The organism is Haloimpatiens massiliensis (genome assembly GCF_900184255.1).
Lineage (GTDB): Bacteria > Bacillota > Clostridia > Clostridiales > Clostridiaceae > Haloimpatiens > Haloimpatiens massiliensis.
This window is the reverse complement of sequence record NZ_LT854639.1, coordinates 395,245-421,633: the sequence shown is the minus strand read 5'-3', so window position 1 is coordinate 421,633 and position 26,389 is coordinate 395,245. Positions and strand designations below refer to the sequence as shown.

The window sequence follows — 26,389 nt, the reverse complement described above, 5'->3', positions numbered from 1 at the left end:
TGGGTATCAAACACTAAATAATAGAATCACATAAAAAGGTGATTCACATATAATAATATAGAAAAAATAAATTTGAGGTATATTAATGGATAAATATGAAATGGGCTGTATGCAAGAAATGAATGCTAAAGAAATGAAACCTAACTACCCAATGTATCCAATGCAATCGATGCAGGGAATGTATGCAATGCATCCAATGCATCCAATGCAATCAATGCAGTCGATGTGTGGAATGTGTGCAATGCATCCAATGCAATCAATGCAATCGATGCAGGGAATGTGTGCAATGCATCCAATGCAATCAATGCAGTCGATGCAGGGAATGTATGCAATGCATCCAATGCAATCAATGCAATCGATGTGTGGAATGTATGCGATGCATCCAATGCAATCAATGCAGAGAACGTATGAAATGACTCCAATGATATCTACTTATGAAGAGTAATTAAGTACATTAAATATAAAATCAAAGGTATAACAATCTTAGGACTAAATGCTTTTAAATTAAATTAGTGTTTAGTCTTTTTTATTTTAAAAAAGGCGAGAATAGAAATAAATTTTCATTCTCGCTTGAATTATTAAAATACTATAAACTTAATAAATTTTTGATACGATATTGGTCTATTCTATTTAAATCATAATTGTATTTTAGAACTTTATAAACCTTTTCTGTTGTATTATATGAGCAACTGGCTTTGAAATCACAGATTTCACAGTTCCAGCACCTTAGTTGTCCAAAGATAGAAAAGATTTGTTGTGGATTTCTAAATTGATTGATTACTTTATTTATCATATTTAATGGATAAAAAGAATTTAACATTTTTATACTTTCCTTCTCATTTAAGTTATCTATTTTTGTTCCAATATAGTCTCTCACACATTTATAATAAGTGTATATTTTTTTATTGAGTGGATTAAATGGAATATATTTTAAAAATGTATTAAAAGTTTCGTAGGCATTTTTAAAGTCCCCTAACTTGTAATAGACAGCGGCAGTAAACAAATCAATGCTTGAATAATACCATGAAAATGTATTTTTTGTGTAAATGTTTAAAAATTCAGTTATAGGGGCTAGACCTTTGATTTTGCGATATTTCATTATATTTAAAAATTGTAATGTTTCTTCGTTAGAAAGGGTATCTAAGTTTCTTATACATTTTTTAATTCTAACAAAATCAGAGTATTCTTCTATTGATTCTATATCATCAATTTTTTCAATCTCACTGAAGCCTGGAACAATTATATGATAACTAGGGAATCCTAAATATGATACATCTCTTACAAAAACATCATAATTTTCTTTCTTTAATAAACAAATTAAATAATTTAACATTTCTTTATTGCTACAATCTCTAAGATCTTCAAATTCACTAAATTTATAACTGAAATTTTTACTGAAAAATTCAGTAGGATAAAAGCCAGAACCATTTACAAGAATGCCAATTAAATTATTTTTTTCACTATTAATAGTATTCTTATAAGCAAATTCTTTTAATCCATTCATATTTTTAATATCTTGCCCTTGTAAAAGCTCAGTAAGAGTTCTTTCAAGAGCAATTTCTAATATTGGATGAGCTCCAAATTTAACAAAATAGCTTTGGTCGTCTCTATTGATGAAAATTATTCCTACTACTGGATAGAATTTTCCAAGTGAACAATCTTTTACAATTATATCATAATTTCCATTAGACTTTATTCTATTTATCATTGCTTCAATTTTTGGGAATTTTGATATATATTTATTAGAAATAGTTGGAGGTGTAATTTTATTTAATATTATTTCTTTATTTACGAATCTTTCGAAAATCTCAGATAATCCTTGTACTAATGCTTCTTCTATTGTATTTCCAGCACACATGCCATTGGACATATACATTTTTGAAATCATTTTGATTGGTATATATGATAATTTACTATTTGTTAAATTAATATATGGTAAAGCAACAAAATCACAGGAAATGTCTTCATAAGATATAGCCTTCCACTTATTCATGAGCTTAAATTTATCAATATCAGGATTTAATTGAGACATTTGTGTTTGAACCCAATCTTCTTGGCTATTTATCATATCAGTAATTTTAATATACTTTTCATCTGGTGCATAATAGAAACCTCTATAATTTAATGCCTGTGGACTTAAATCTACAGAAAGTTTAAAGAAAGATTGGTTTTGTAACCTTTCCATAAGTTCTGCATAAGCACTTGCCAATGCATATAAGGAAGTGGTGCCTTTACCATTTGTAGATAAGTTTGTACCTTTAACAGTTAGACTTACCGAATAGAAGCCTTTAATGGAGTTGTTCCAATTTGTTTCTATGGTAGAAAGCCCTGCACTATAGAGTAAATTTCTAATTTTATCTATAGTATTTATTGGTAATTCATCTTTATATTTTGTTGTGTTTATATAATTCATTTTAACACCTCATAAAAATTTTTAAAAATAAGTATCATTAATACGCTACTTTTAGTTAATTAGGAAACTTAGAATTTTAAAATTCACGCTATAACTAATAAATATTAATTTTGTCAATAGACGTATATCACTTCTATGAGCTACTAAAGTGTATTTTATAAATAGTTATAACAATTAAATTATATTTAGAATGAGTATAAGTTATGATTGATATTGAATTTTTATTTAGTGTTTCTTTTAAAAACTTTACATTACAACTAATAAGGAAAATTTGAGTTTATAAGAATATAAAAAGGACATGCTGCTGCACGCACATCCTTTTTATGATATATTTATGAATAAAAATAATTAGTAGATATTATTATATAAAGTATTACTTAATCGGAATATATACGTCAAATTCTCCATTGTTCATGAATCTCTCATCATATAATTCAAATTGAGGTCTATAATCTATCTCATGTCCTGAAGTTGGAAGCCATTTTGCAAATATGTTGTTATAAAACTCACAAATATCCTTTATAGCTCCTTTATAAGTATACACCAAGTAATTACCCTCTGGAACAACCTTTGTTACCATATCTGCTGGTATATCCTCAAAGCTATCTACTTCTGCACAAGCAGTGTAGGGAAATCTACCTTGGGAATCTGCTTCATCATCACAGACACCGTAACAGAGCATAGATTTACTTTTTTGTTTTATATCTTTGTAACGTTTGTTAAATGTATTCCAAAGATTTGGTATTTCTCCATTTTTATTGTTACCAAAGTAAGTGATACCTACAGCTTTGAATCCTTTGATGGTTAATATTTTTCCTTCCATATTAATATCTCCCTTCATATTTGTATTTATAGATGGGCTAACGAATTTTAAATTAATATATATTAAAATTTGTTAGCTATATCTAGTATTTACCATTTGATAGTATCTATTTGTTAATCGCTCCCTGATACCTATTTGGATTTGCATTAGGGAAACAACAAATTACTTTATCTAGATATTCAATACCACAAAAATACTCACATATTGAAGTATCTTTAACTGCACATTTATGTGTATTTGATCCGTCTTTTTTATTCCAAGGACAAGCACTTTGCTTCCAATCAACTTTGCCATCACTTGTTAGATCTATGTCCATATTTGCCCCTGAAAGTTTTTTTATTTTTTCTTCCATTATCCCTCACCCCTTCAATTAATGTTATATCAATTATATCAATAAATCCCTGACAACATTATGTCAGGGATTTATTTAACTTTATATAAATTTAAGATTTTATTGATTTTTTCTAATATAAACCCTCTAAGCTCCATAGGTTCTAGAATTTCTATTCTATCACTAAAAGGAAATATTACATTGCAGGCAGTTTGAAAACTAATCATATCTATATCATAAACCCAATGGTCTTTTAACTTCATGGAAGAAAGCACATGAAAGCCTTCAAGAAGTTTTTTCTTTTCCTCATACAATTTGACTTTTACAGGGTATGCGTTATGCTCTATTTTAGATGAGGCCTGTTTCACAAATTTTTGTTTGTTTTTTTTCCAGAATTCCTCCAGATAAAAATTCTCGGGCATATGGAAACTTTCACTTAGAACTTCAGTATTTTTAATTCTGCTGCATTTAAAAATTCTAATATCATTTTTTAATTCACAAAAGGCTGCCACATACCACTGAGAATTTTTTACTATTACACCATAGGGTCTTATAATTCTTTCTGATACTTCTCCATCATATTTTTTATAATATATTTTTATCTTTTTTAAATTGAGCACTGATTTTTTAATTATATCTATGTACTTATTTTGTGCCTTTTTACCCCGCCAGGGTTCTGAATCAATAAAAAATTTTTCTTTAGCCTTAATAATCTCTTTTCTATGCTCTATAGATATACTTTTTTCAAGCTTAATTATGGCATTTTGTAGCTGTTGTGCTGTTTCGCTATTCTTTTCTGGTCTTATGCCCATACTTGAAAGTAAAAGATTAATAATATCTCCGCTCTCAAAAACATTTGAATTTATTTTATAATCCTCCATAAAAGAGTAGCCGCCATTAGGACCTGGAAGTGACATAATAGGAATACCCGCTTCACATAATATATCAATATCCCTATATATAGTTCTTTCTGAAGTTTCAAGTATTTTAGCTAAATTTCCTGCTTTCATTGTTCCTCTTGAATCAAGCAGCATAATAATTCCTAAAAGTCTGTGAAGTCTCATAAATTCACACTCCGATCCTAAGCTTTGGTAATTTAATAAAAAAAGAAAATATTGTATAAACGTATAAATTTATAACTTTTTAAAGACTAAATACTGGATAGCATTTATACTTATTATAAGTGATTACACAAATTAATTGAAGAAGTTTTGGAAAATGAAAAATATCTATATAAATACGATTATTTTAAATGAAGTAATAATTACATCAACGGGGCTGTCGCACTAAAAATAAATACTACAATATATTGTGTTAAGTTTAAACTTGCAAAACAGTATATTGTATGTAAATTTTTTAATGCCACAGCCCCATTTTCTAATAATTGAGCTAATACTCTAATGGTTTGTCCACCCATACTGTGACCAATTAAGTGGATCTTTTTTAATCCATTAGCATCTGAAGTTCCCAGTTGTGGATAAACTCCAGGATAAGTTCTTCCATAACGTGCATGTCCAGCTTTTTTTGAGTGGAATTCTCCGTAATCCACTGTACCACCTTTTAAGTAAGCATATAATTCACAGGCTCTATCCCAATTACTAGATATAGGACCTATAGTAGGAGTGAAAACTGTATAGCCTTTTTTATTTAGCATATCTTTTAGACTATTTTTTCCACCCCAATAGTTAATGCCATAGAGTTCGTCATTTCCCCAACCAAATAATCCATGAACCATTACAATAGGATAATTGTTATTTAATTTAGGTAATGATGAATTTGTATTAGAATTTCCACAGGAAGCAGATGAAGCTAAGACGTTAGGAGTAAAGTTTAATGTTAATAACATAAAGGATAGAACTAATAAAAAAACTTTTTTAAAAACTTTATTAAAAGTTTTTTTCATAATAGAACACCTCCATTAATATTTTATAACGATAAAAACATTATACCACTATTTTAAAATAAAGTATAAAAATGTAAAAATAATAAAGAATAAATAAACATGTTTTAATCAATAGTACAAGCAGAAAGCTTTGAATATCTCAATAATAGTAATTTTTAAGAGGGATATAAGGGATAATTGAGCTATTTTTAACATAGATTTATTTTTTAGCAAAGTTTATAATTAGGTAAAAATTTTAATTTTTCATTGAACTTTTTTGAAATTAATACGTTTAATAAATGAAATGAATAAATAAATGAAATAAGTGTAATAGCAAAAGGAGTAAAACATATGAATCTTCAAAATCAAAATGAAGAAAATTTAATCACAAGAGCTAAGAAGGGGGATAAATATGCCTTGGAAATATTGATTAGTAATAATTTTTCAATTTTAAAGGGATATGTATTAAAACTCACTTGTAATAAAGATTTAACTGAGGATATTGTTCAAGACACCCTTTTATCAGCTGTTATTCATATAGAGTCCTTTACTCCAAAGGCAAAGTTTTCTACATGGTTAATAAAGATTGCAACTAATAAATATAAGGATTGCTTAAGAAAGGTTAATGAAACAGATATACTATTAGATGTTTTGCCATCCTCTTATAATTTGGAGGAAGATATAATTATAAAGGAAGATTTAGAGGAGGTTTTGAAAATATTAAAAGCCATGTCTAATGATAAAAGAAGCGTTTTTATACTAAAGCACTATTATGGATATAGTTATGAAGAAATAAGTGATATATTAAACTGTCCAATTGGTACAGTACGTTCTAGATTACATTATGGAATAAAAGAAATTATTTCGAAATTTAAGGGAGGTAGCTAATATGAAATCCTTTGATGATTTAAATAAAAACATTGATAAGTACTATGAGGGGTCACTAGATGGTGCTACCTCTGATGAATTTGAACTAAAATCTATTTTAGATAAGATGTCCATTACAAATGATATGGAAAATAATATACCTGTTTCTATTGATATAAGTTCTATAGTAGAAAAGGGACAGGAAATAGGTTTTAATATTAAGCTTCGAAAGGCTACAATTAAATTCTTATTGGTAGCTACTTTAATGTCTATTTTCATTGGATTTATGTGTACAAAGGTTTCAATAGTAGCGATAGTGGAAGTCCAATTTGTATTACTTATACTATTACTAATAATAAATTCATTTATTATTAGAAGAAAAGCAAGGAGGGAAGGCTAGTGACAGGAAATACAGTACTTATTATATTGCTGCTTATACTTGTGACTATTCAAGGAACTATTATTTTCAGAGATGCGATGAAAAATAATATTCCAAATCCTTGGCTTTGGGGAATAATTGGGTTAATGAATGTGCCTAGTTCAGCCTTAATTTATTTAATATATAAAAAAATATATTTTAAGAAGAAAAATAAGTAATTTGTAGCTTATAAATAAATGCAAATAGGAAGTAAAGGAGTGGATATTGTGACTATAGATTTTACATTATTAATACCAATATTAATACTTCAAGCTATTTTTTCAATTTACTGTTTTATAATAATAGCAAAAAGTCCAGTGAAATTTATCCCAAAATGGGCGTGGACAATACTATGTTTTAATTCTATAGGATGTATTGCATTTTTAATAATAGGCAGAAATGAGGATTAGAAAATATGAAACAAATGTAAGGGAAGTGATGAAAATAATGATATTAAGAAGTAACGAAAGCAGTAATTTTAGAAAAATGAAATTAATAATTATGGGAAAATGAAATTAGTAATTTTATAAGGGAATTAAATAATATTAGGAAAGGATGAAGGCCAATGAATATATGTGAGGGGGACAATGATTTTACTTTAGAACTTATAAACTTAAATAAAAATTATGGCAATTTTAAGGTACTTAAAAATATAAACTTAAAGATTCCACAGGGGGTTATTTACGGATTTATTGGTGAAAATGGAGCAGGTAAAACTACTACTATGAATATAATATGTGGTTTGAAAAAAGCTTCATCAGGACAGGTAATCTTTTGTGAAAAAGAGCTTAATTATGATGATGAGAGAAAATCTATAGGGTATCTTCCTCAGCAACCTAAATTTTATAACTATATGAGAGTTAAGGAATATTTAGATTTTATACTAAGCCTTTCTCCTTCTAAAGATTCTAGTTTTTCTAGAGATGAATTACTTTCAGTAGTTGGTCTAAAAGAAGCATCAAATAAAACCATAAAAACTCTTTCAGGAGGCATGCTTCAGAGATTGGGGATAGCTACTGCTATATGTAATAATCCTAAGATAGTTATACTGGATGAACCTACCTCAGCATTGGATCCGGAAGGTAGAAGAGAAGTTATGAATATAATTAGAAGTCTCAAGAAAAGAGGTATGACAGTATTTTTTTCAACTCATCTTTTAAGTGATGCAGAAGATATATGTGATTATATAACTATAATTCATAAAGGTGAAATTGTTACTTCAACTACTCTTGACTCACTTAAAAAGCAGTATTCATCCTTTTATTATGAAGTGATTTTTGATGGCTGTGTACAAAAACAAAATTATCCACAATTTATAAAAAATATAAAACAAAATGAAGAAATAATGTTAATTTATGTGGATAATACTTTAAAAGATGAATGTGATTTATTTAGATATTTAGTATCTTTAAATACTCCTATAAAATCCTTTACTAAAAAAGAAGTATCATTAGAGGATATATTCTTTAATCTTGTTAAGGCAGGTGTTTGCAATGACATTTAAGGCATATATAAATAAGGAATTTATAGAGGCTAAAAGAGAACATAAACTAATAATATTATTTATGGGATTCTTTTTCTTCGCGCTATTAACTCCTCCTATGCTAAAAGTCACACCAAAGCTTTTAGAAAAACAATATGGAACTGATATGTCAAGTCTTTTTAAAACATCAGCAATGGATTCTGTGGCAAACTATTTAAGTAGTACCTTACCTCAAATTTGTGTATTGATTTTATGTCTTACACTTAGTGGAGTTTTATGCAATGAAATTTCTAAGGGAAACATAATATTTCCTATAACAAAAGCAGCAAATAAGGCATCAATTGTAATATCAAAATTTTGTTTTTATGGGGTTGTAGTATTTATAATAAGTACGCTTTCTGTAATCACAAACATATATTATTCTTTTATTGTATTTAAGCAGGATTTTCCTAATATAAAAACTGTGTTTATATGTTCTTCTAGTGTATATATTTATCTATTGTTTATTCTTTCATTGATATTTTTGTTTAGCAGCTTGTTTAAAAAATCTATGGCGGTTGCACTGTTATCTATGGGAATAAATATCTTGTTAACTCTTTTAAATACATTTAAATATTCTTTTAATCCTTTTACTCTTATAGCAGAAAGCTCGAAGCTTTCAAGTGAGTTCTCCAGTAAACCTCTAATAATAACAGTTATAATAACAGTCTTATCAATAATTTCTTCTATATTATTATTTACAAAAAGAGAAATTTAAAGTAAGAGGACAGTGTAGCTATCTGAAGCATGCAGAAAGTATCTTAAATGGGCCTAGTTGTACTGTTTTTCACACTCTGTAATTAATTTGATATCAATGATATAATAGTAAATAATGGTTAAAAATAATAGTTTTAAATGGGGTGAATTAATTGGGGATAATTAACGAAAAGAAGGTACTTGATTTTTATATTAATGAGATTGGTAAGGATTCAATAGCGTTTTTGAAGAATAAACCATGGTACAAGAAAGATATATTAAGGGAAATATCAAACTTAAGAGAAGCTGATGAAATGCATAATAAAATTAAAATTTGCAAGAAACTTTGGAAACTTCTATTTGAGGCATCCATGAGCTTTATAGATTCTGATAGAAGAGGTTATGATGATTTATTTGCATATTTTGATGAATATGTAAATTTTGAAGAGCTTATATTTGCATCGGATTCTTTTTATAGAGATCATACTATGCACTGTCTATGGGTATATTTTTTAGGTGAATATATTATAAAAAATCATGAATTTAAGATTTTTTTTAACAAATACGGTAAGGAAGATGAACAATTAAGGCAAATATCCGATGTGTTTAGAAAAAGTAAATATTCAGAAGTATTTCAGGATGTAATTGAGTTAGATGATCTTATTAAAGAATTTGAAGATTATAATGATTCCGTAAGATGTTTAGGAGCTTTAACTCATGATCTTGGCTATCCTATAAAGAAAATAAATTCTATAAATAAAAATATAAAAAGTATACTGCCTCATTTTGGAATAAAAGACTTTAGTGAATTTGATTTTAGTTATTCAGATATACACGATAATTTAATAAAAGATTTCATAAATCTTATAAGTTATAATTTTAGTTTTTTACGAAAATCAGGTGAAGAGTCAGAGCAAATTATTAAAAAGATATTTAAATTTAATGGATATAGTGGGGAGATAAAGGGAGTAAATGAAGAAGCAATTTTAAATTTAACAGAAGAGGAGAGTAAAATTTTAAAAAATAATAAACTTAAAATGCAGTTGTACTTTAGTTATTCTAGGCACATTAGATATTCAAAGGATTTTGAAAACTACCAACATGGAATAATGAGTGCTTTTCTTTTGTTTAGAAAATTGTCCGTATTTAGTAATAGACCTTTTAACTATTCAGATTACAAAACATTAAATGTAAATAAATATGATTATGTTAAGACAATGGTACTTGTATCAATACTTATGGCTATATCTGATCATACTAGTGAAGGTTTTCAAATGAAAGGAATTATTGATGATTCGTCCTTTTTGACCTTTATAGATGAGCTTGAGGAATTTTCGAGAATTTCTAGAGCTAATCAAAATAGACAATATATAAATGAGTTCTGCAAATCAAACATATATGCTGAGGATGGATATCTAAATATTGATTTTATCTTTGATAACACTGAAATAGATAATCTTGATCCTGAAGAAGCTTTCAAAGGAAGATGTAAAAGATTTCTCACTCTATTTAATATAAGTGAACTGGATGATAATTTTAAACTTAGACTGAGATGTATTGGAAAGCTACCTTATGACAATAATGTGTACATGCTAGAATTAAGAAGGAAATTTGCTAATATAACTATAAATAATGAGGAAAAGAACATACCTGAATATCTTAAGACAAAGCAGTTTTTAACAAGAGAAGCTTATGCTTTAAGCAGAGGAAAGTAAAGAAGTAGGGGGACGGTTAAGAATTTTTAGATAAAAGTTCTTAACCGTCTCTATTTTTATCTTATTTTTCTTAAAATAAATAAATTATTTCTAAATTTCTTCTTTATTTCGTATTTCTACTGATTTCTACTATTGACAATATTATACCGTATAGTTAATATTATCTTGAACATGTTAATAATTTAATAATAAAATATGGGTTTCGTTGCTGAAGAGTTATTTATTAAGATTTAGCAATGGATTAAAAGGGAATCAGGTTAAAATCCTGAACGGTTCCGCCACTGTAATAGAGGAGTTTAAGAATATTATGTCACTGGGTAACTGGGAAGACATTTTTAAATGATGATACTTAAGTCAGGATATCTGCCTATATTTTTCACCAAAGTCTCTACGATTAATAGGGGGGTGTTAAATGTGGAAATGTTTTCATATTATTTATTCGCTGTCTTTTAACCTCGTGTTAGAAGATTTTTTTATGTGATTTTTTAAAAGTTTATGTTGTATACTTACTAGTTTTAAAGTTACATAAGGTACATGAAAAGAAATAACAAGTTAAATATACTAGCATACTGACTTATTATTTTTAAATTCAAACTGATGTATTTAAATTTAACTATATTAATAGAATTACTAAGTTTAAAATGGAAATTTACAGCATTTTAAAATAATATGTACTATATCTTAAATCAATAAATTAAAAGGTGTGTGAAAAATGAAAAAAAAGTTAAATATATTTAAACATTTTTTGGCCATGGTAATTATTATGGCTATGGTATTAACGAATTTTACCAGTGTATTTGCTGAAACGAAAAAAACAGATAAGTTAGTAGAAGCTGGTACTACTTTAAACTGGCCACAATTTATGGGAAATTTAAAGCTTCAAGGAGTATCTGATGCCAAAACCCCAAGAAATGGTGAAGAAATGGAATTAAAGTGGAAATATACTGAATCTAAAAGCGATTCGGATTGGGTTACTACTCCAGGCACTCCTATTATAGTAGGGAACTATACTTATTGTTATATATATGAAAAACTTATTAAATTTGAAACTAGTACTGGAAAAGTAATAAAAACTGCACCAGCTCCAGGAGATGCCGCATTTTTTATAAATTTGGCTTATGGTGATGGTAAGATTTTTGTTCCAAGACATGTTACAAGAAAAAACGGACAGCCAGGGAAAACATATTTAATCGCATATGATGCAAATACTTTAGAACAGTTATTTGTTACTGCTTCAATAGCAGAGGGTGCACAAATTCAAGCACAGGTATTTTACAATGATGGTTATGTATATACAGGACCAAGAGATCGTAATGGAAAATATGCTGCTTTTAAAACTACAGATGTAGATCCTTCAAAATCAGATGAAGTGGTAGAATCAGCATGGACTGTAGAAACTAATACAATGTTAGGATTTGGAACAAATGCGGGTCCTGCATTTGTAAATGGAGCAGTTATATTTGCAGATCAAGGTAAAATTAGAAGAGAGGGTAGTGTAGTAAGATCTGTTGATGCAAAAACAGGAAAAATAATTGATTCCATGGTTTTACCAAATAAAGAAGTGGTTTCATCCACTATTGTATATTATCCAAAGAATAACCGTATATATATATCTGCTAGCGGTGCTGGAAGTCTGGGAGCTGTAGTACGTTCATATGAGATAAATAGTGATGGGTCTTTTAAAAAAGAGAGTATGAAGGCATACATTTCTGATGTTGATGGTGGTGGAACTCAATCAAGTCCAGTAATTTATAATGATAGATTATATCTTGGTGGTGGTGGACATACTATGGGAAGTAATGAACCATTCCACGTAATAGATGCAAACACTATGGAAGAGATTTATAGGATAGATGAAATTATTACAAAAGGTACTCCTATATTAACTACAGCTTATGCCACAAAAGAAAATAATCAAGAAGTTTATTTATATATTATTCCTTATGCACCAGATAAGGAAAGTGACAGTTCAGTAATGTATATTGTTAGAGATAGTATAGGACAAACTAAACCTAAATATGAAAAGGTTACTAATATAGGAGAAAAACAATACGCTTCACAAAGTGTAGCAATTGCTCCTAATGGAGATATGGTTTTCTACAATGATGCTAGAATACTTTACAATTATGGAAAGAAAAATAATACTAATATAGGTGTTGCTGATATCATAAATCAAATTGAAAGACTACCAGACCCAGCTGGTTCTCCATATTATAATAGTTTTGAAATTAAACGTATATTTGAACGTTATGATGCTTTGAAAGATCAAGAGAAAGCTAAGGTTACTAATTTTGATAAGCTGCAAAAAATATTAGAAAATGTTGATCCAATAGAGTATTTAATAAAAGGTATTGATTCATTGCCAGAATTAAAAGATATAACATTAGATGCCCAGGGTAGAGTTCTAGCTTTAAAAGCATCTTATGATAGGTTATCAAATGAAGAAAAAGCTAAAATAACAAATTCAAATAAATTACTTAAGGCTGTTGCAAAAGTAGAAGAATTACAGAATGCTGTTTCAGCAAAAGGTGTTATGGAAGCAATAGGTAATATAAAACCAGTGGACAAAATTACTTCTGTAGACAGTGCTTCCATCGTATCTACAAGAGCAAGATATGATGAATTAAGTGATGGCGGTAAAAAATTAGTTACAAATCTTTCTAAATTAGAAAAAGCTGAAGAAAAATTAGAAAAAGTATTAAATCAAATAAAAAAAGTAGACGAGCTTATTAAAAATACATTAATTGGTGTAGCCATTAATACTAATAGTAAGTCGTTAATAGATAATGTAGATAAAGCCATTAATGGACTTACTAAAGAAGATTTAGCTACTATTACTAGTTATGAGCAGTATTTTATTCCAGCGAAGGTTGACTTTATAAATGCATTAATTAATGAAAAACTTATGGATGGAGATAAAAAGATTACTGTAGATAAGAATAATGTAGATGAGATAAAGAATATTATAGATGAAGTAGAAACTAACTATAAATCTATACCAGAATCAGAGAAAAAATATATTGAAAATTATAATATTATTCCTGAAATATCAAAAGATGTAGAGAAAATTAGTAAAGAGAAAGAAAAATCATCAGATAAAAATTCAATTAAAGACAATGCAGATAGTGATAATAAAAACTTAAAGTCTGATAAACAAAATAGCAGTGAATATAAAGAGGATAATGATACCTTGCCTAAAACTGGTTCAAGAAATTATCCAGCTATTATTGCAACAGTTTGCATATTAATAGGAGTAATTCTATTTGTATATAATAGAAAAAAATCTGTTAAAGTACAATAGGTAAAAAATCAAATAGAATAATCAAAAGGGTAAATAGCAAAATTAAAAAGAATAATTAAAGGTAAGGGAATGGAAGTATAAAATAATAATTACAAATGAGAGGTTATAACTATAGAAAAATAATTAAACAGTGAGAGATCATATAATGTGGTCTCTCCAAATAATTTATAAGGGGTTTGGTTATGAAAAGAAAAAGGATAAGAAGGATAATACTCATCAGTATATTGGCCTTTTTTGTAATAGGTGGACTTTATAAATTGTCTATCGAACCATCGGATTATAATAAAGCTATTTCTACACAGATAAAGAAAGCAAATACATTATTAGATAAGGCTAAGCTGGGAAATGACAAAGGCGATTACTCTAAGAATAATATTATTAAGATAAAAAATGCTATTGCTGAGGCTGAAGTTTTAGTTGAAGAGGAAGCACCAGATATTGATGATATGAGAAAACAATATAAGAAAATTAAAGCTGATATTAAAGAATTCAAATCTTCCTCTAATAAAAATTGTCTATCAAGTGAAGAGTTAGAAAAGATAAAAAAAGAAAATAAAATCTTTAATAAGGAAATTAAGGTAGGATCTAATAAAAAAGTAGAGTGGAATATATTAGGAAGTAAGGTTAAGGAGATACATCCAATAAATTTAGATATAGAAACTGATACAGTGTATGAGGAATTTATTAAAATCATTGCTAAGGACAATAGCATGAAAGTGGACATGTTGTCTTTCCGCCATAATAATAAATTGCCTCTAGAGGTAGACATAAAACTTCATAATCCATCTAAGGAAAAAAAATATCTATATAAATATAATGAAGCTTCTAATCATTTAGTTTATAAATCTGAAATACAGTTTAAAAACAGCATGGCTTCATTTAGCATAGATGAAGGTGGAGATTGGGTATTATCTGATGTAAAGACAGAAGTAGCAAAAGTAAAATTTGATGAAGTAAAACCTAAAAATGAAAATAAGGATGAATCATCTAAAGCTGAAAAGGATAAAGCAAAAACTTCAGAGATTGCCGAAGATAAAAATAATACAGATAAAAATAACTCAGATGAAGTAAATAGTAATAAGGATAATGCTAATAAAGAAAACAAAGATGTAAAAAGTAGTAATAAAGAAATTAATAATAGATATGTAAGCAATAAAGCAAATAATAATACTAATAATAAAACAGTAGCAAGTAAAGAAAGAACTAAAAGTACTTCTGCCAATTCAAGAAGGACTAAAAAGAGATACTGTACTATAGAAATTCGTTGTAATACAATACTTAACAATATGGATAGACTTCCAAAAGGAAAAGCCTCTTATATTCCTAAAGATGGTGTGATTTTGCCACCTACGAAAGTCCAAATAAAAGAGAATGAAAATGTATTTGATATATTGAAGCGTGCAACTAGAAGTAAAGGGATTCAAATGGAATTTAGGAATGATCCATTATATAGCGGAGCATATGTGGAAGGAATAAATCATCTATATGAATTTGACGGTGGAGAGTTGAGTGGCTGGATGTATAAGGTAAATGGTTGGTTTCCTAATTATGGCTGCAGTAGATATAATGTTAAAGAAAATGACTATATATCTTGGAATTACACCTGCAATTTAGGTAAGGATGTAGGAGATCAGGATTACTCTAAATATAATAAGGACTAAAGGAGGGTGTGAATATGGAGACAGGATTTAAAACATATCATCCTATTGTGAATTTTTGTTACTTTTTAGCAGTGATTTTGTTTACGGTTTTTTCTATGCATCCTTTATTTCTTATAATCACATTAGTAGCATCCTTTACTTATTCTGTTGTTTTAAATGGAATAGCATCATTGAAGTCTAATTTGAAGTTTTTAATACCGATGCTAATAATTATGGCTATAATAAATCCATTATTTGTTCATAAAGGGGTAACTATACTTTTTTATTTAAATGATAATGCCATAACTTTAGAAGCAATAATATATGGTGTAGCTTCAGGAATTATGATGATAAGCGCTATAATGTGGTTTAAATCTATTAATTACATAATGACTTCGGACAAGGTTATATATCTTTTTGGAAGAATAATTCCCTCACTTTCTTTAGTTTTATCAATGACATTTAGATTTGTACCATTGTTTAAGAAAAAATTAAAGAATATTTCAGAAGGTCAAAGGAATATTGGAAGAGGTATTTCACAGGGGGGAGTACTTAAAAGGGCTAAACAATTTATGAGAGAATTTTCTATACTTATAACATGGTCAATGGAAAATTCTATTGAAACATCAGATTCTATGAGAGCTAGAGGATATGGCCTTCCACATCGTTCAAGCTTTAGCATATACCGTTTTGACAGAAGAGATGCAATTACTTTAACCATCATAGCTTTTCTATCACTGATTGTTTCAATGGGCTGCTATTTTGGTATGAATAATATAATATATTATCCAGCTATCGGCATTGAGCATATAACAATAATGTCTGTAATTGTGTATTTGGCATATTTTATTTTACTTATGATACCTGTAATAATTGACCTATTGGAGGAATATAAATGGAAATCATTGAGTTCAAGAATATGAGTTTCACATATCCAGGATGTGAAAAAGAAGCAATTAAGAATTTAAATATTAAGATATATCCATCAGAGTTTGTTTTAATTTGTGGAAAATCTGGTTGTGGCAAGAGTACTTTTCTTCGCCACATGAAGCAAGAATTAGCACCGGATGGAGATGTGTTAGGGGAAGTGCTTTATAATGGTATATCTATAGACAAGCTAAGTGCCTTTATTAGTGCATCAGAAATTGGATTCGTTCATCAAAGTCCAGATAAACAAATTGTTACAGATAAAGTCTGGCATGAGCTTGCTTTTGGACTAGAAAGCTTAGGGATGAAGACTAAATTTATAAGAAAGAGAGTTGCTGAAATGGCAAGTTTCTTTGGTATACAGAGCTGGTTTAGAAAAAGTGTTTTTGAATTATCCGGAGGACAAAAACAGATATTAAACCTTGCTTCAGTTATGGCTCTGCAGCCAAAGGTTCTTATATTAGATGAACCTACTTCACAGCTTGATCCTATAGCATCTGCAGAATTTATATCAACTTTAAGAAAGATAAATCTAGAATTGGGTACAACAATTATATTATCGGAGCATAGATTGGAGGAGGTTTTTCCCATAGCTGATAAAGTTCTTGTAATGGAGGATGGACAAGCTCAGATTTATGACAATACATTAAAGGTGGGAAATTTTCTAAGCTCAAAAGGAAAGAGACATCCTATGTATGATGGACTTCCAACGGCTATGAAGGTTTATTCTGAAGTGAAATCTGAAATGAATCATGGAATGAGTTTTCAAGTGAATACTGGAGTGAAATCTAAAGTAATTTCTAAAATGAATCTAAAGGCAAATTGTGGGATGAATTTAGAAACAAATTGCAAGATGAATTTACAAGGGAATTTTAGTATGAATTCAGAAATTAATTTTGAGACCAACTGTCCTATAACAGTACGAGATGGAAAGATGTGGCTTACTAATTTATTAGGGAATAAGCCAAGGATTCAAAAAATCGATTGTAAAAATAAATCTTCTATAGATAAGTCCTGTATAAATGAATCCTATGCAAATATAAAGAAACCTATTATACAAATAAAAGATTCATGGTTTAGATATAGTAAGGAAGGTAATGATGTTATAAGAGATTTATCCCTTACTGTAAACAAAGGAGAGTTATTTTCTATAATAGGGGGAAATGGAGTGGGAAAGAGCACTCTTTTAAAGCTTATTACAGGTACAAAAAAGGCTTATAGAGGCAAGATAATAATAGATGGTAAGGAAATAAATAAATATAAGTATAAAGAATTATTTACAGAAAATATATGTATGCTGCCTCAAGACCCTAAGGAATTATTCACAGAGCCAAGTGCTTTTGAGGATTTATTAGATATGGTTCAGGATATAAATGCTACAGATGATGAGAAAATAAGTAAAGCTAATGAAATGTTAGAGATTTTGGGTTTATCCAATTTAGGTGATTTACATCCCTATGATTTAAGTGGAGGAGAACAGCAAAGGCTTGCTTTAGGTAAAATTTTATTGTTAAATCCTAAGATATTATTATTGGACGAGCCTACAAAAGGACTAGATCCTTTTTATAAAAAAGTCTTAGCTAAAATATTTAAAAAACTTCAAAAAGAAGGAGTAACTATAATTATGGTTACTCATGATATAGAGTTCTGTGCCCAGTATTTTGATAGATGTGCCATGTTGTTTGATGGAACTGTTATTTCAGAGGATACACCAAGGGAGATTTTCAGTAGCAACAGTTTTTATACCACAGCGTCAAACCGCATGTCAAAACATATATTTGAAAATGCAATAACCTGTGAGGATGTGATTCAATTATGTCAAGAAAATATGATCCAAAACGTTATGAATTAGCATTTAGGAAAAGAACAGCTGTATCAGCATTTATAATATTTGTAATAATTCCTATTACTATATTTATAGGAATTAAATATTTAGAGGATAAAAGGTATTTACTCATAGGATTATTCATAGTATTTTATACAATGCTACCATTTTTCATGGTGTTTGAAAAAAGACGTCCAAGAGCTAGAGAGATAGTAATGATAGCAGTAATGTCTGCTTTAACTACTGTTGGAAATTTAATGTGTTTTATGATGACACCTTTTCAACCAGGAACTGCAATGGTTATTTTGTCAGGCATATCTCTTGGACCAGAAGCAGGATTTTTAGTAGGTGCTATTTCAAGATTTGTTGTTAACTTTTTTGCAGGACATGGTCCATGGACACCATGGCAAATGTTTTGCTGGGGTATATTAGGATTTTTGTCAGGGTTAATATTTAATAAAACCCAGGTGGATAAGGTAAAATCAAGAAGTTTTCAAATTATAGTAGGTCCAGTATTAAGTATCATAATATCCATATCAATAGGTTATGTGATATATCTTTATACAAAGTCTACGGCAACTTTTTTTGGATGGTGGCTATACGCATTTGGAGCAGTAGGACTTGTGCTTGGACTTTTTATACAAAGAAAGAGATTGCCCATAGATGACATAACTTTATCTATATATGGTTTTTTTACAACCTTCATAATATATGGTGGCATAATGAATATGGCTGCTATGGTCATGGCCAGTTCAATACCAGCTTCAAATGTAACTATAAGTTTTAAATCACTAGCTATGCTTTACATTTCAGGTGCTCCCTATGATGCTGTTCATGGTTTTGGTACAGCCTTTTTCCTATTTGTATTTGGAGAAAAGATGATAAAGAAAATGGAAAGAGTAAAGATAAAGTATAGATTATATATTTAAAATCATGGAAACAATATGAAAATGAGATGGCTTTTACGTTTTTTTTGTTTACAATATTATACAGGTGATATTATCCTAATTACTATTATGCTTGGGGTTGCATCAAATTTTTGGGGATAAGACCTTTGGAACCATGGTAAATATTTAGTTTGGGATAATAGAATTTTTTTGATTTCTAGTAATGTAATTTTTAAAGCATAAAAGATAAATATTTCAAAATATATTGTATTATGGATACATAAGATATATAATACAGTTGTATGATTAAATTTAAACAATTGAAATTGAATAATTATTAGATGTAGGGTTGTACATTCAAACGTACATTAAAAGGGAATATGGTGAAAGACCATAACAGCCCCCGCTACTGTGAGAAAGACGAAAGCTTATAGAAGAACATATTTTAATGTTCTTAGTCACTGGTAAAACTGGGAAGACTTTAAGTTAGTAGGATGATTTCAAGTCAGGAGACCTGCCTTATGTTGTTATTTAAGCAATATCGGTGGGATTTTAGCTTGATTATTTTAATGCAAGTAATAAGTATTATTTTAAGTACTTGTTATTTATAATTAATTTTTAATAATCTGTTTTAAAAGAGAACCGAATTTAGGTTCTCTTTTTTGTTTTAATAATTTAGATATTTTATAGGGGGGAAACAAAAAATGAAAGTGAAAAAAGTCTTGGCTCTGTTGTTGTCGCTGTTTATGCTGATAATAGCAGTTCCAGAATCAGCCTATGCGGTTGAAAATGGACAAATTTCCTTAGAAACAACATTAATTGATGGTGCTACACTAAAAGGTAGTAAAAAAACCTTCGATGTTGTTGCTAGATTGGATGGCAAAAAAATATCAAGTGAGGTTACCTTAAATGGAGAAAAGGTAAATCCAAATTGGGATGACGAAAACAAAACAAGCTATACACTTAAATTTAGTCAAGAGGGTAAAAATACAGTTGTTGTAAGAGCCTTTTCTGGTGATATTGAAGCAATTAAAACCTATAACATTATATATGAAAAAGCTGCCAAGGGTGAGTTAATTGGTTATGCTACTTGGACAGTAGAAGCATTAACAATTGGTAGAGGTTTTATAATTGAACCCACACAAGTTCCAATTTATGAAGGTGAAAATGCGGCACAGGCACTAGATCGTATTTTGACTGAACATGGTTATTCATATGAACATACTGGAAGATTGGAGGATAGCTTTTATTTGTCTATAGTAGGAGATGGAGGGGTACTTGATCATGGATGTACAGATCAAGATAAAGCACAACTTTTGAATGCTCCTGTCAATATTGAGGATAAAGTACCACAAGGACTAAAAACTGTTTTAGAGAGTAAAGGTAACTGGCCACCAGATAATTTAAATGATGCTAGTTGCTTGGGAGAGTTTGATTACACATTTATGTCTGGTTGGATGTATGCTCTAAATAATGTATTCCCAAATGTAGGTTTTGCTGATTCTTATCCAGCCGATGGAGATGTGATTCGTGTGCAATTTACTTTATATGGATATGGTGCCGATATCGGTGGCGGATATGCCATGGGTGGTGAAAATACCGACTTTTATGAAGTAGCCAATAAAGATAGATTGATGACATTACTTTCTTCTATAAATTCTGCTAAATATAAAGAAGAAATATTAGCAAAAAATTGGATTAAGTCAGTATATGACGAGGCAAATAAGATAGCTGCTCAATTGGATGCAACACAAAAGTCTGTAGATGAAATTTATATGAAATTAGATAAAGTTATAAAACAATTTGAACTACAAAAACTTGTTATAAAAGATATAGATAATTTACCAGAAAATATTACATTAGATGATCAAGAAAAAGTTATGAAAGTAAAGGAAAATTTTGATAGACTAACTGCTGATGTTCAGAAAGAGATAACAAATATTGAAAAGTTAAACAATGCAATTAAGAAGATTGAAGAAATAAAAGAAATTTTACAAAACGTAATAAAAGATATAGATAATTTATCAGAAAGCATTACATTAAAAGATGAAGAAAAAGTTATGGAAGTAAAGAAAGCATTTGATAAATTAAGCAGTAGTGATCAGAAAAGGGTAACAAATGCTGAAAAATTAGATAATGCGATTAAAAAGATTCAAGATCTTGTAATAGAAGAGATAGATAAATTACCAGAGAATATTACATTAGATGACGAGGAAAAGGTTATAGCAATAAAGTCCAATTTTGACAATCTAACCAGTGATATTCAGAAACAAATAACAAATGTTGAAAAATTAAATAAGGCAATAGAAAAGATTCACCAAATTAATGGAGCTTTACAAAATGTAATAAAAGAGATAGATAACTTACCTAAAAATATTATATTAGATGACCAAGAAAAAGTTATGGAAATAAAGAAGCAATTTGATAAGTTGAGTAGTGCTGATCAGAAAAAAGTAACAAATGCTGAAAAGTTAAACAAATCAATAGAGACCATTGAAGAACTTAATAGAAATTTACAAAAAATAATAAAAGATATAGATAGTCTACCAGAGGATATTACACTAAAAGATGAAGAAAAAGTTATGGAAGTAAAGAAAGAATTTGATAAATTAAGTGTTAATGATCAGAAAAAGGTGACAAATGCTGAAAAGTTAGATAATGCAATTAAAAAGATTCAAGATTTAAAGATTCCTTTGACTGGCATATCACTTAATAGTACATCTTTAGTATTAGAAAAAAATGCTCAGGAAAATTTAATAGTTAGTTATAAAGAAGAAAATACCACAGATGATAAAACTGTACAATGGACAAGTTCAGATGCTACAGTTATAAAGGTAGAAGATGGAAAGATTACAGCGCTAAAAGCGGGAGAGGCAGTTATTACTGCAAAAGTTAGTAATTTAACTGCTACTTGTAAAGTTACAGTTCCTAAACTAAGCACTAAACCAGTAGAGAATCAAGACAAAGATACTGGAATTAAGGTAGAAATGCAGTCTAATGTTGTGCCAGTGGATACAAAACTGGTAGTAGTACCAGTAATAGAGTCAAATGCAACGGTTTTCAATAAGATTAAAACAGCATTAAAGGGTACTTCGGAAAAATTTAAATCCTTCGATATTTCACTAGAAAGTGAGAAGAAAAAAATTCAACCAAATGGTAAAGTGAAGGTTACAATGAATATACCTACTGATTATGATCACAGTCGAGTACTTGTGTACAGAATATTAGAAGATGGTACTCTACAAGATATGAAAGCAACTATTAATGGTAATACTATATCTTTTGAAACAGATCACTTTAGTTTGTATGCTATTGCAGAAAAAGCTAAAGCTACTTCAGAGAAATCAAAATCAGGAGAAAATGCAGAGACAAATAAAACAGAAAAAGCTACAGAAACATTTAAAGCTGCAGATGTTGAAGATACACCTAAATTAGCAGAAATTACGGAAACACCTAAAACAGGAGACAAGTCACCTATTCTCATGATGAGCATTGTAGCTATTACAGCTTTAGCAACATTAGTAGTGTTGATTGTTTCAAAAAGGAAAAAATACAATAAAAATATATAAATTCATAATGAAAACTTTGGTGCCCTAAAGAAATATAGAGCAAAGATTTTTGATTGTTTTTTGAGAAAGGGGTTAAATATGATATTTAAAGTAGAGGTTAAGAAAGGAAGGAAGATACTATTTTTAATTGCACTAATAGCTTTTCTCTTTTCTACAGCGAGCCTTGTTTATATGGGATATAAATTTTACTATAATAAAAAATTAAATGATAATTTATCCAAAAAGCTTTCTCAAATAATCGAAAATGGATCAAGTAATAATAGTGAAAATAGAAATATTATGCAAAGTTTAATTGATATAAATAGTGACATAAAAGGGATTATAAAGATTAATAACAGTAAAGTTAATTATCCAGTAGTCCAATGTGCAAATAATGAATTTTATATTAAACATGATATTAAAAAGAATAAAAGTAAGTATGGCACTATTTTTATTGATTACAGAAACAAATTAAACAATAATAGTCTAGCTGGACAGAACATAATTTTATACGGACATAACATGAAAGATGGAAGCATGTTTGCAGACTTAAAACTTTTTAAAAATAAAGAGTTTTATAAGAATAATCAATTAGTAGACTTAGCTATTCTTCCTAAAAAATATAAATTTGAAGTTTTCTCTGTTTTTGTTGTAAATGCAGACTTTGATTATAGAAAAATTTATTTTAATAATGATGAAGAAGTGAGCAATTATTTAAAGTTAATCAAAAGCTCCGCATTGTATTTTAGAAATGTTGAATTTAACTGTAAGGATACAATGATTACTTTGTCTACCTGTGCATATGATTGGGAAAATGCTAGGCTTGTAGTTCAAGGAAAGTTAATTAAAGTTGAATAATAGAGCATAATTAATACAGTTTTATGTTGACATAGTAATAAATTAGAGGGGAAGTGTATATTTTGAAAATTAAAAAAAGGTTACTAAGTATTATACTTTCGATATTTATGATACTTGGAATGACCACTAATGCTTTTGCAGAGGAAGTAAAAGTAAATTCTATTTCCAATGCAAAGCTAGAAGAAACCATTGAAGGAATAATAAAATGGGCAAAGCAGGGAAATGAAAAGTTATTAAATCCTGAATTTTTAACAATGGCAGGAACCACACCAGGTGATTGGTTTCCAATAGGTGTTGGAAGATATGGATATAAAGATGATTATGCTGCATATCTTTCTGCTATAGAAAAAAATGTTACTGAAAGATACAAAGAAAAAGGTAAATTGCATGCTGTTAAAGGTACTGAGTGGCATAGAATTTCTTTAGCAGTTCTCGCTATGGGAGGCGATCCTACAAAGATTGGAACTGACCCAGAGGGTAAGCCTATAAATCTAATTGCAGATGGAACTTATAACTGTGTTACAAGAAGAGGAATTAAAGGACAGGGTATAAATGGAGCTATTTGGGCACTTATTTCTTTGGACAGCATGAAATATGAGGTTCCAGAAGGAGCTAAATATACAAGGGATGATATTATTAAGGCAGTACTTGAAGAACAGATAGCAGATGGTGGATTTGCTCTTTGGGGAAATGTATCTGATGTAGATATAACAGGTATGGCTATACAAGCTTTGGCACCATATTATAACAGTGATAAGGTGTACACATATAAATCAAAAAAGATTAAGGACGCACAAGGAAATTATATAGAGTGTAATAAAACTATAAAACAAATTATAGATGAAGGTCTAGATTTAATGGGTACAAGACAGAATAATGATGGGGACTTTACTAGCTGGGGAACTGAAAATGTAGAAAGTACAATTCAAATTCTTACTGCATTGTGTTCTATTGGAATTGACTGCGAGAAAGATTCTAGATTTATAAAAAATGGAAAAACTCTAATTGATGGAATAATGAAATATAGAAATGAAAGGGACGGGGGATTTTTACATTCATATAAGTATGATCCTGAAAATCCATCTTCTAAACCTGATGCATCAAATAGTATGGCAACAGAACAGACTCTTTATGGATTGGTATCTTACTGGCGCTTAAGAAATAATATGAGAAATTTATATGATTTTCGTCCAGAAACCAATCAAAAGGAATTCATTATAAAAGGTAATGGAAATAATTACAACATAGCTTTTGATAAGGATAAACAAAGCTATTCTCTTGAAATCCCATCCAATGTAAAGAGTTTTAGCTTTGTAAATATACCAATGGGTGCTTATGATACAAGCAGTATACCATTAAACTCTGAAATAAAAGCTGTGGATGGAGATAAAATACAGATTGAAATAAAAAATAGAAAAAATGAAGTGAAAAAATACCAAATTAGTATCACGGTAACAGATGAAGCCATGATAAATGATGTAATAAATTCTATTAAGAATCTTCCAGAAACAATTACCTTAAATGATGAGAAAAAAATAGTAGAAATAAATGAAAAATTTAATAAACTAAGCGATGCTGATAAGAAAAAGGTAACAAATATTGAAAAATTAAATAATGCAAATAGCAAGCTTAAGGAACTTAAAAAAGAATTAGAAAAAGAAAATCTTGCTAAGTTAAAATTGATTTTAGAAAATATTGACAGATTACCAAGTGATATTGGACTTGATGATAAAAATAATGTTTCTCAACTTTTAATTGCTCTAAAAGCATTACCAGATTTACCAGATAAGAAAACTGGCTGTGAAAAATTAGAGTCATTAATGAAAAAGATAGAAGAAATTGAAGCTAAGGTAAAGAAAATTGATGATAGAATTTTTAGTGAAATATATCCTATGAATATAACTTTAAAGGATAAAAACACTGTTTTAGAGTTAAAGGCTGAATATGAAAAACTTAATGAAAAGGATAGAAAGCATGTTAAAAACTATAAGGATGTTTTATTTGCAGAAAAAGTAATTAATGAACTTGAAAATAATAAGACAATAATAAGTGATGTATTTAAAAATATAATTGGTTCTGACGAAGTGTATACCTTTAAAGATAAGACTATAGAAGGTAAGGACTATTCAATAAGCTTTAAGGGTAGTGAAATTACAGATCCAACTATTAGTTTTAATACAAAGATTTCATTTACATCTGAAAATTATGGAAAAATTAAAAGTATTGCAAAAGATGCTACTATTTTAAGTTTTGATCATGAAGGTAAGCTACCAGGAAAGGCAAAAGTAACTATAGATGTTGATTTAGCAGATGGAGATTATTTCTTATACTATTTTAATGAAAAAACAGGTAAAAGCGAATTAGTTAATGAAATTTCTGTTAAAGATGGAAAAGCAGTATTTGAAATTGATCATTGTTCAGATTATTTTATTAGTGCAAATTCTAAGCTTGGCATAAAGGATGAACAATCATCATCAAATAACCAGGGTGAAGATGAACAAGGCACATATGCATTGGGTGGAGAAGTACAAGATGAAAATGCACAAATAGAAAATGAAAATATGTCAACTCCACAAACAGGCGATAATTCAAAAACTATGCCTATTGTTATTTTGTTTGTTTGCAGTGCAGGAATATTGTTTGTTCTAAAAAGAAAATCAATATGTAAAATAAAGAAATAGTATGTATTTAGTAATTTCTAATTAGAATTAGGAATAAAATTGGAGATAGTTAGTG

At 28.8% G+C, this 26,389-nt stretch carries 20 protein-coding genes, 1 pseudogene and 2 riboswitches; of the genes and pseudogenes, 16 read left to right on the top strand and 5 right to left on the bottom strand.

From position 1 onward, the window contains the following. The first annotated feature begins 85 nt into the window (after nt 1-85). The gene (locus C1715_RS07230; RefSeq protein WP_102399844.1) at nt 86-445 is read left to right on the top strand and encodes a hypothetical protein; all 360 of its coding nucleotides are present in this window, start codon (nt 86-88) and stop codon (nt 443-445) included. 141 nt (nt 446-586) lie between these two features. Here C1715_RS07230 and C1715_RS07225 read toward each other — a convergent pair whose 3' ends face one another. From C1715_RS07225 to C1715_RS07205, 5 genes and pseudogenes are all read right to left on the bottom strand, one after another. Next, nucleotides 587-2,413, bottom strand: a complete 1,827-nt coding sequence (locus C1715_RS07225) for a YcaO-like family protein (RefSeq protein WP_102399843.1) — start codon at nt 2,411-2,413, stop codon at nt 587-589. A 373-nt stretch (nt 2,414-2,786) separates the two neighbouring features. Beyond that, nucleotides 2,787-3,236, bottom strand: coding sequence for a GyrI-like domain-containing protein (locus C1715_RS07220; RefSeq protein WP_102399842.1), 450 nt, complete (start codon nt 3,234-3,236; stop codon nt 2,787-2,789). Between the two features lie 106 nt (nt 3,237-3,342). Further along, a complete protein-coding gene (locus C1715_RS07215; protein ID WP_102399841.1) occupies nt 3,343-3,588 on the bottom strand; it encodes a hypothetical protein in 246 nt (81 codons plus the stop codon). Between the two features lie 71 nt (nt 3,589-3,659). Then, complete coding sequence (locus tag C1715_RS07210; RefSeq protein WP_102399840.1) at nt 3,660-4,631, bottom strand: helix-turn-helix transcriptional regulator; 972 nt, start codon at nt 4,629-4,631, stop codon at nt 3,660-3,662. 305 nt (nt 4,632-4,936) lie between these two features. Beyond that, nucleotides 4,937-5,470 (bottom strand): annotated as a pseudogene (locus C1715_RS07205) (esterase/lipase family protein); the annotation flags it as partial. Between the two features lie 330 nt (nt 5,471-5,800). Between C1715_RS07205 and sigY the strand changes: the two are divergent. The 15 genes from sigY (at nt 5,801) to C1715_RS07130 (ending at nt 26,334) form a co-directional block, all read left to right on the top strand. Then, nucleotides 5,801-6,337: an RNA polymerase sigma factor SigY gene (sigY, locus tag C1715_RS07200; protein ID WP_102399839.1), complete on the top strand. Its 537-nt coding sequence runs from the start codon at nt 5,801-5,803 to the stop codon at nt 6,335-6,337. A gap of 1 nt (nt 6,338) precedes the next feature. Further along, nucleotides 6,339-6,716 (top strand): hypothetical protein, encoded by a 378-nt coding sequence (locus tag C1715_RS07195; RefSeq protein ID WP_035291853.1) that lies wholly within the window; start codon nt 6,339-6,341, stop codon nt 6,714-6,716. Further along, nucleotides 6,716-6,913, top strand: coding sequence for a hypothetical protein (locus tag C1715_RS07190; protein WP_035291850.1), 198 nt, complete (start codon nt 6,716-6,718; stop codon nt 6,911-6,913). The genes C1715_RS07195 and C1715_RS07190 overlap by 1 nt, the downstream gene beginning before the upstream one ends. A 39-nt stretch (nt 6,914-6,952) precedes the next feature. Continuing rightward, nucleotides 6,953-7,144: a PLDc N-terminal domain-containing protein gene (locus C1715_RS07185; RefSeq protein WP_035291847.1), complete on the top strand. Its 192-nt coding sequence runs from the start codon at nt 6,953-6,955 to the stop codon at nt 7,142-7,144. Nucleotides 7,145-7,299: 155 nt separating this feature from the next. Further along, nucleotides 7,300-8,238: an ABC transporter ATP-binding protein gene (locus C1715_RS07180; RefSeq protein WP_035291845.1), complete on the top strand. Its 939-nt coding sequence runs from the start codon at nt 7,300-7,302 to the stop codon at nt 8,236-8,238. Then, on the top strand, nt 8,228-8,974 hold the full coding sequence (locus tag C1715_RS07175) for a hypothetical protein (protein WP_035291843.1): 747 nt from the start codon (nt 8,228-8,230) through the stop codon (nt 8,972-8,974). The genes C1715_RS07180 and C1715_RS07175 overlap by 11 nt, the downstream gene beginning before the upstream one ends. A gap of 151 nt (nt 8,975-9,125) precedes the next feature. Beyond that, on the top strand, nt 9,126-10,667 hold the full coding sequence (locus C1715_RS07170) for a hypothetical protein (RefSeq protein WP_035291842.1): 1,542 nt from the start codon (nt 9,126-9,128) through the stop codon (nt 10,665-10,667). Between the two features lie 180 nt (nt 10,668-10,847). Further along, a riboswitch (cobalamin riboswitch) is annotated at nt 10,848-11,052 on the top strand. 327 nt (nt 11,053-11,379) lie between these two features. Beyond that, nucleotides 11,380-13,968: an LPXTG cell wall anchor domain-containing protein gene (locus C1715_RS07165; protein ID WP_035291840.1), complete on the top strand. Its 2,589-nt coding sequence runs from the start codon at nt 11,380-11,382 to the stop codon at nt 13,966-13,968. A 182-nt stretch (nt 13,969-14,150) separates the two neighbouring features. After that, nucleotides 14,151-15,629 (top strand): DUF4430 domain-containing protein, encoded by a 1,479-nt coding sequence (locus C1715_RS19755; RefSeq protein ID WP_242971914.1) that lies wholly within the window; start codon nt 14,151-14,153, stop codon nt 15,627-15,629. A gap of 14 nt (nt 15,630-15,643) precedes the next feature. Then, nucleotides 15,644-16,531: an energy-coupling factor transporter transmembrane component T gene (locus C1715_RS07155; protein ID WP_035291838.1), complete on the top strand. Its 888-nt coding sequence runs from the start codon at nt 15,644-15,646 to the stop codon at nt 16,529-16,531. Further along, the gene (locus tag C1715_RS19750) at nt 16,504-18,387 is read left to right on the top strand and encodes an ABC transporter ATP-binding protein (RefSeq protein WP_242971913.1); all 1,884 of its coding nucleotides are present in this window, start codon (nt 16,504-16,506) and stop codon (nt 18,385-18,387) included. The genes C1715_RS07155 and C1715_RS19750 overlap by 28 nt, the downstream gene beginning before the upstream one ends. Continuing rightward, complete coding sequence (locus C1715_RS07145; RefSeq protein ID WP_180964023.1) at nt 18,351-19,289, top strand: ECF transporter S component; 939 nt, start codon at nt 18,351-18,353, stop codon at nt 19,287-19,289. Before C1715_RS19750 ends, C1715_RS07145 begins: the two co-directional genes overlap by 37 nt. A 287-nt stretch (nt 19,290-19,576) precedes the next feature. Then, nucleotides 19,577-19,783: riboswitch (cobalamin riboswitch) on the top strand. 168 nt (nt 19,784-19,951) lie between these two features. Beyond that, nucleotides 19,952-22,816, top strand: a complete 2,865-nt coding sequence (locus C1715_RS07140; protein WP_102399837.1) for an Ig-like domain-containing protein — start codon at nt 19,952-19,954, stop codon at nt 22,814-22,816. A 78-nt stretch (nt 22,817-22,894) separates the two neighbouring features. Continuing rightward, nucleotides 22,895-23,653 (top strand): class B sortase, encoded by a 759-nt coding sequence (srtB, locus tag C1715_RS07135; RefSeq protein ID WP_051931704.1) that lies wholly within the window; start codon nt 22,895-22,897, stop codon nt 23,651-23,653. Nucleotides 23,654-23,715: 62 nt separating this feature from the next. Further along, a complete protein-coding gene (locus C1715_RS07130) occupies nt 23,716-26,334 on the top strand; it encodes a prenyltransferase/squalene oxidase repeat-containing protein (protein ID WP_102399836.1) in 2,619 nt (872 codons plus the stop codon). Nucleotides 26,335-26,389: the final 55 nt, after the last annotated feature.

Coding starts and splice junctions, on each gene's coding strand:
- C1715_RS07230 (WP_102399844.1), top strand. CDS start 86: ATGGATAAATATGAAATGGGCTGTATGCAAGAAATGAATGCTAAAGAA.
- C1715_RS07225 (WP_102399843.1), bottom strand. CDS start 2,413: ATGAATTATATAAACACAACAAAATATAAAGATGAATTACCAATAAAT.
- C1715_RS07220 (WP_102399842.1), bottom strand. CDS start 3,236: ATGGAAGGAAAAATATTAACCATCAAAGGATTCAAAGCTGTAGGTATC.
- C1715_RS07215 (WP_102399841.1), bottom strand. CDS start 3,588: ATGGAAGAAAAAATAAAAAAACTTTCAGGGGCAAATATGGACATAGAT.
- C1715_RS07210 (WP_102399840.1), bottom strand. CDS start 4,631: ATGAGACTTCACAGACTTTTAGGAATTATTATGCTGCTTGATTCAAGA.
- sigY (WP_102399839.1), top strand. CDS start 5,801: ATGAATCTTCAAAATCAAAATGAAGAAAATTTAATCACAAGAGCTAAG.
- C1715_RS07195 (WP_035291853.1), top strand. CDS start 6,339: ATGAAATCCTTTGATGATTTAAATAAAAACATTGATAAGTACTATGAG.
- C1715_RS07180 (WP_035291845.1), top strand. CDS start 7,300: ATGAATATATGTGAGGGGGACAATGATTTTACTTTAGAACTTATAAAC.
- C1715_RS07175 (WP_035291843.1), top strand. CDS start 8,228: ATGACATTTAAGGCATATATAAATAAGGAATTTATAGAGGCTAAAAGA.
- C1715_RS07165 (WP_035291840.1), top strand. CDS start 11,380: ATGAAAAAAAAGTTAAATATATTTAAACATTTTTTGGCCATGGTAATT.
- C1715_RS19755 (WP_242971914.1), top strand. CDS start 14,151: ATGAAAAGAAAAAGGATAAGAAGGATAATACTCATCAGTATATTGGCC.
- C1715_RS07155 (WP_035291838.1), top strand. CDS start 15,644: ATGGAGACAGGATTTAAAACATATCATCCTATTGTGAATTTTTGTTAC.
- C1715_RS19750 (WP_242971913.1), top strand. CDS start 16,504: ATGGAAATCATTGAGTTCAAGAATATGAGTTTCACATATCCAGGATGT.
- C1715_RS07145 (WP_180964023.1), top strand. CDS start 18,351: ATGTCAAGAAAATATGATCCAAAACGTTATGAATTAGCATTTAGGAAA.
- C1715_RS07140 (WP_102399837.1), top strand. CDS start 19,952: ATGAAAGTGAAAAAAGTCTTGGCTCTGTTGTTGTCGCTGTTTATGCTG.
- srtB (WP_051931704.1), top strand. CDS start 22,895: ATGATATTTAAAGTAGAGGTTAAGAAAGGAAGGAAGATACTATTTTTA.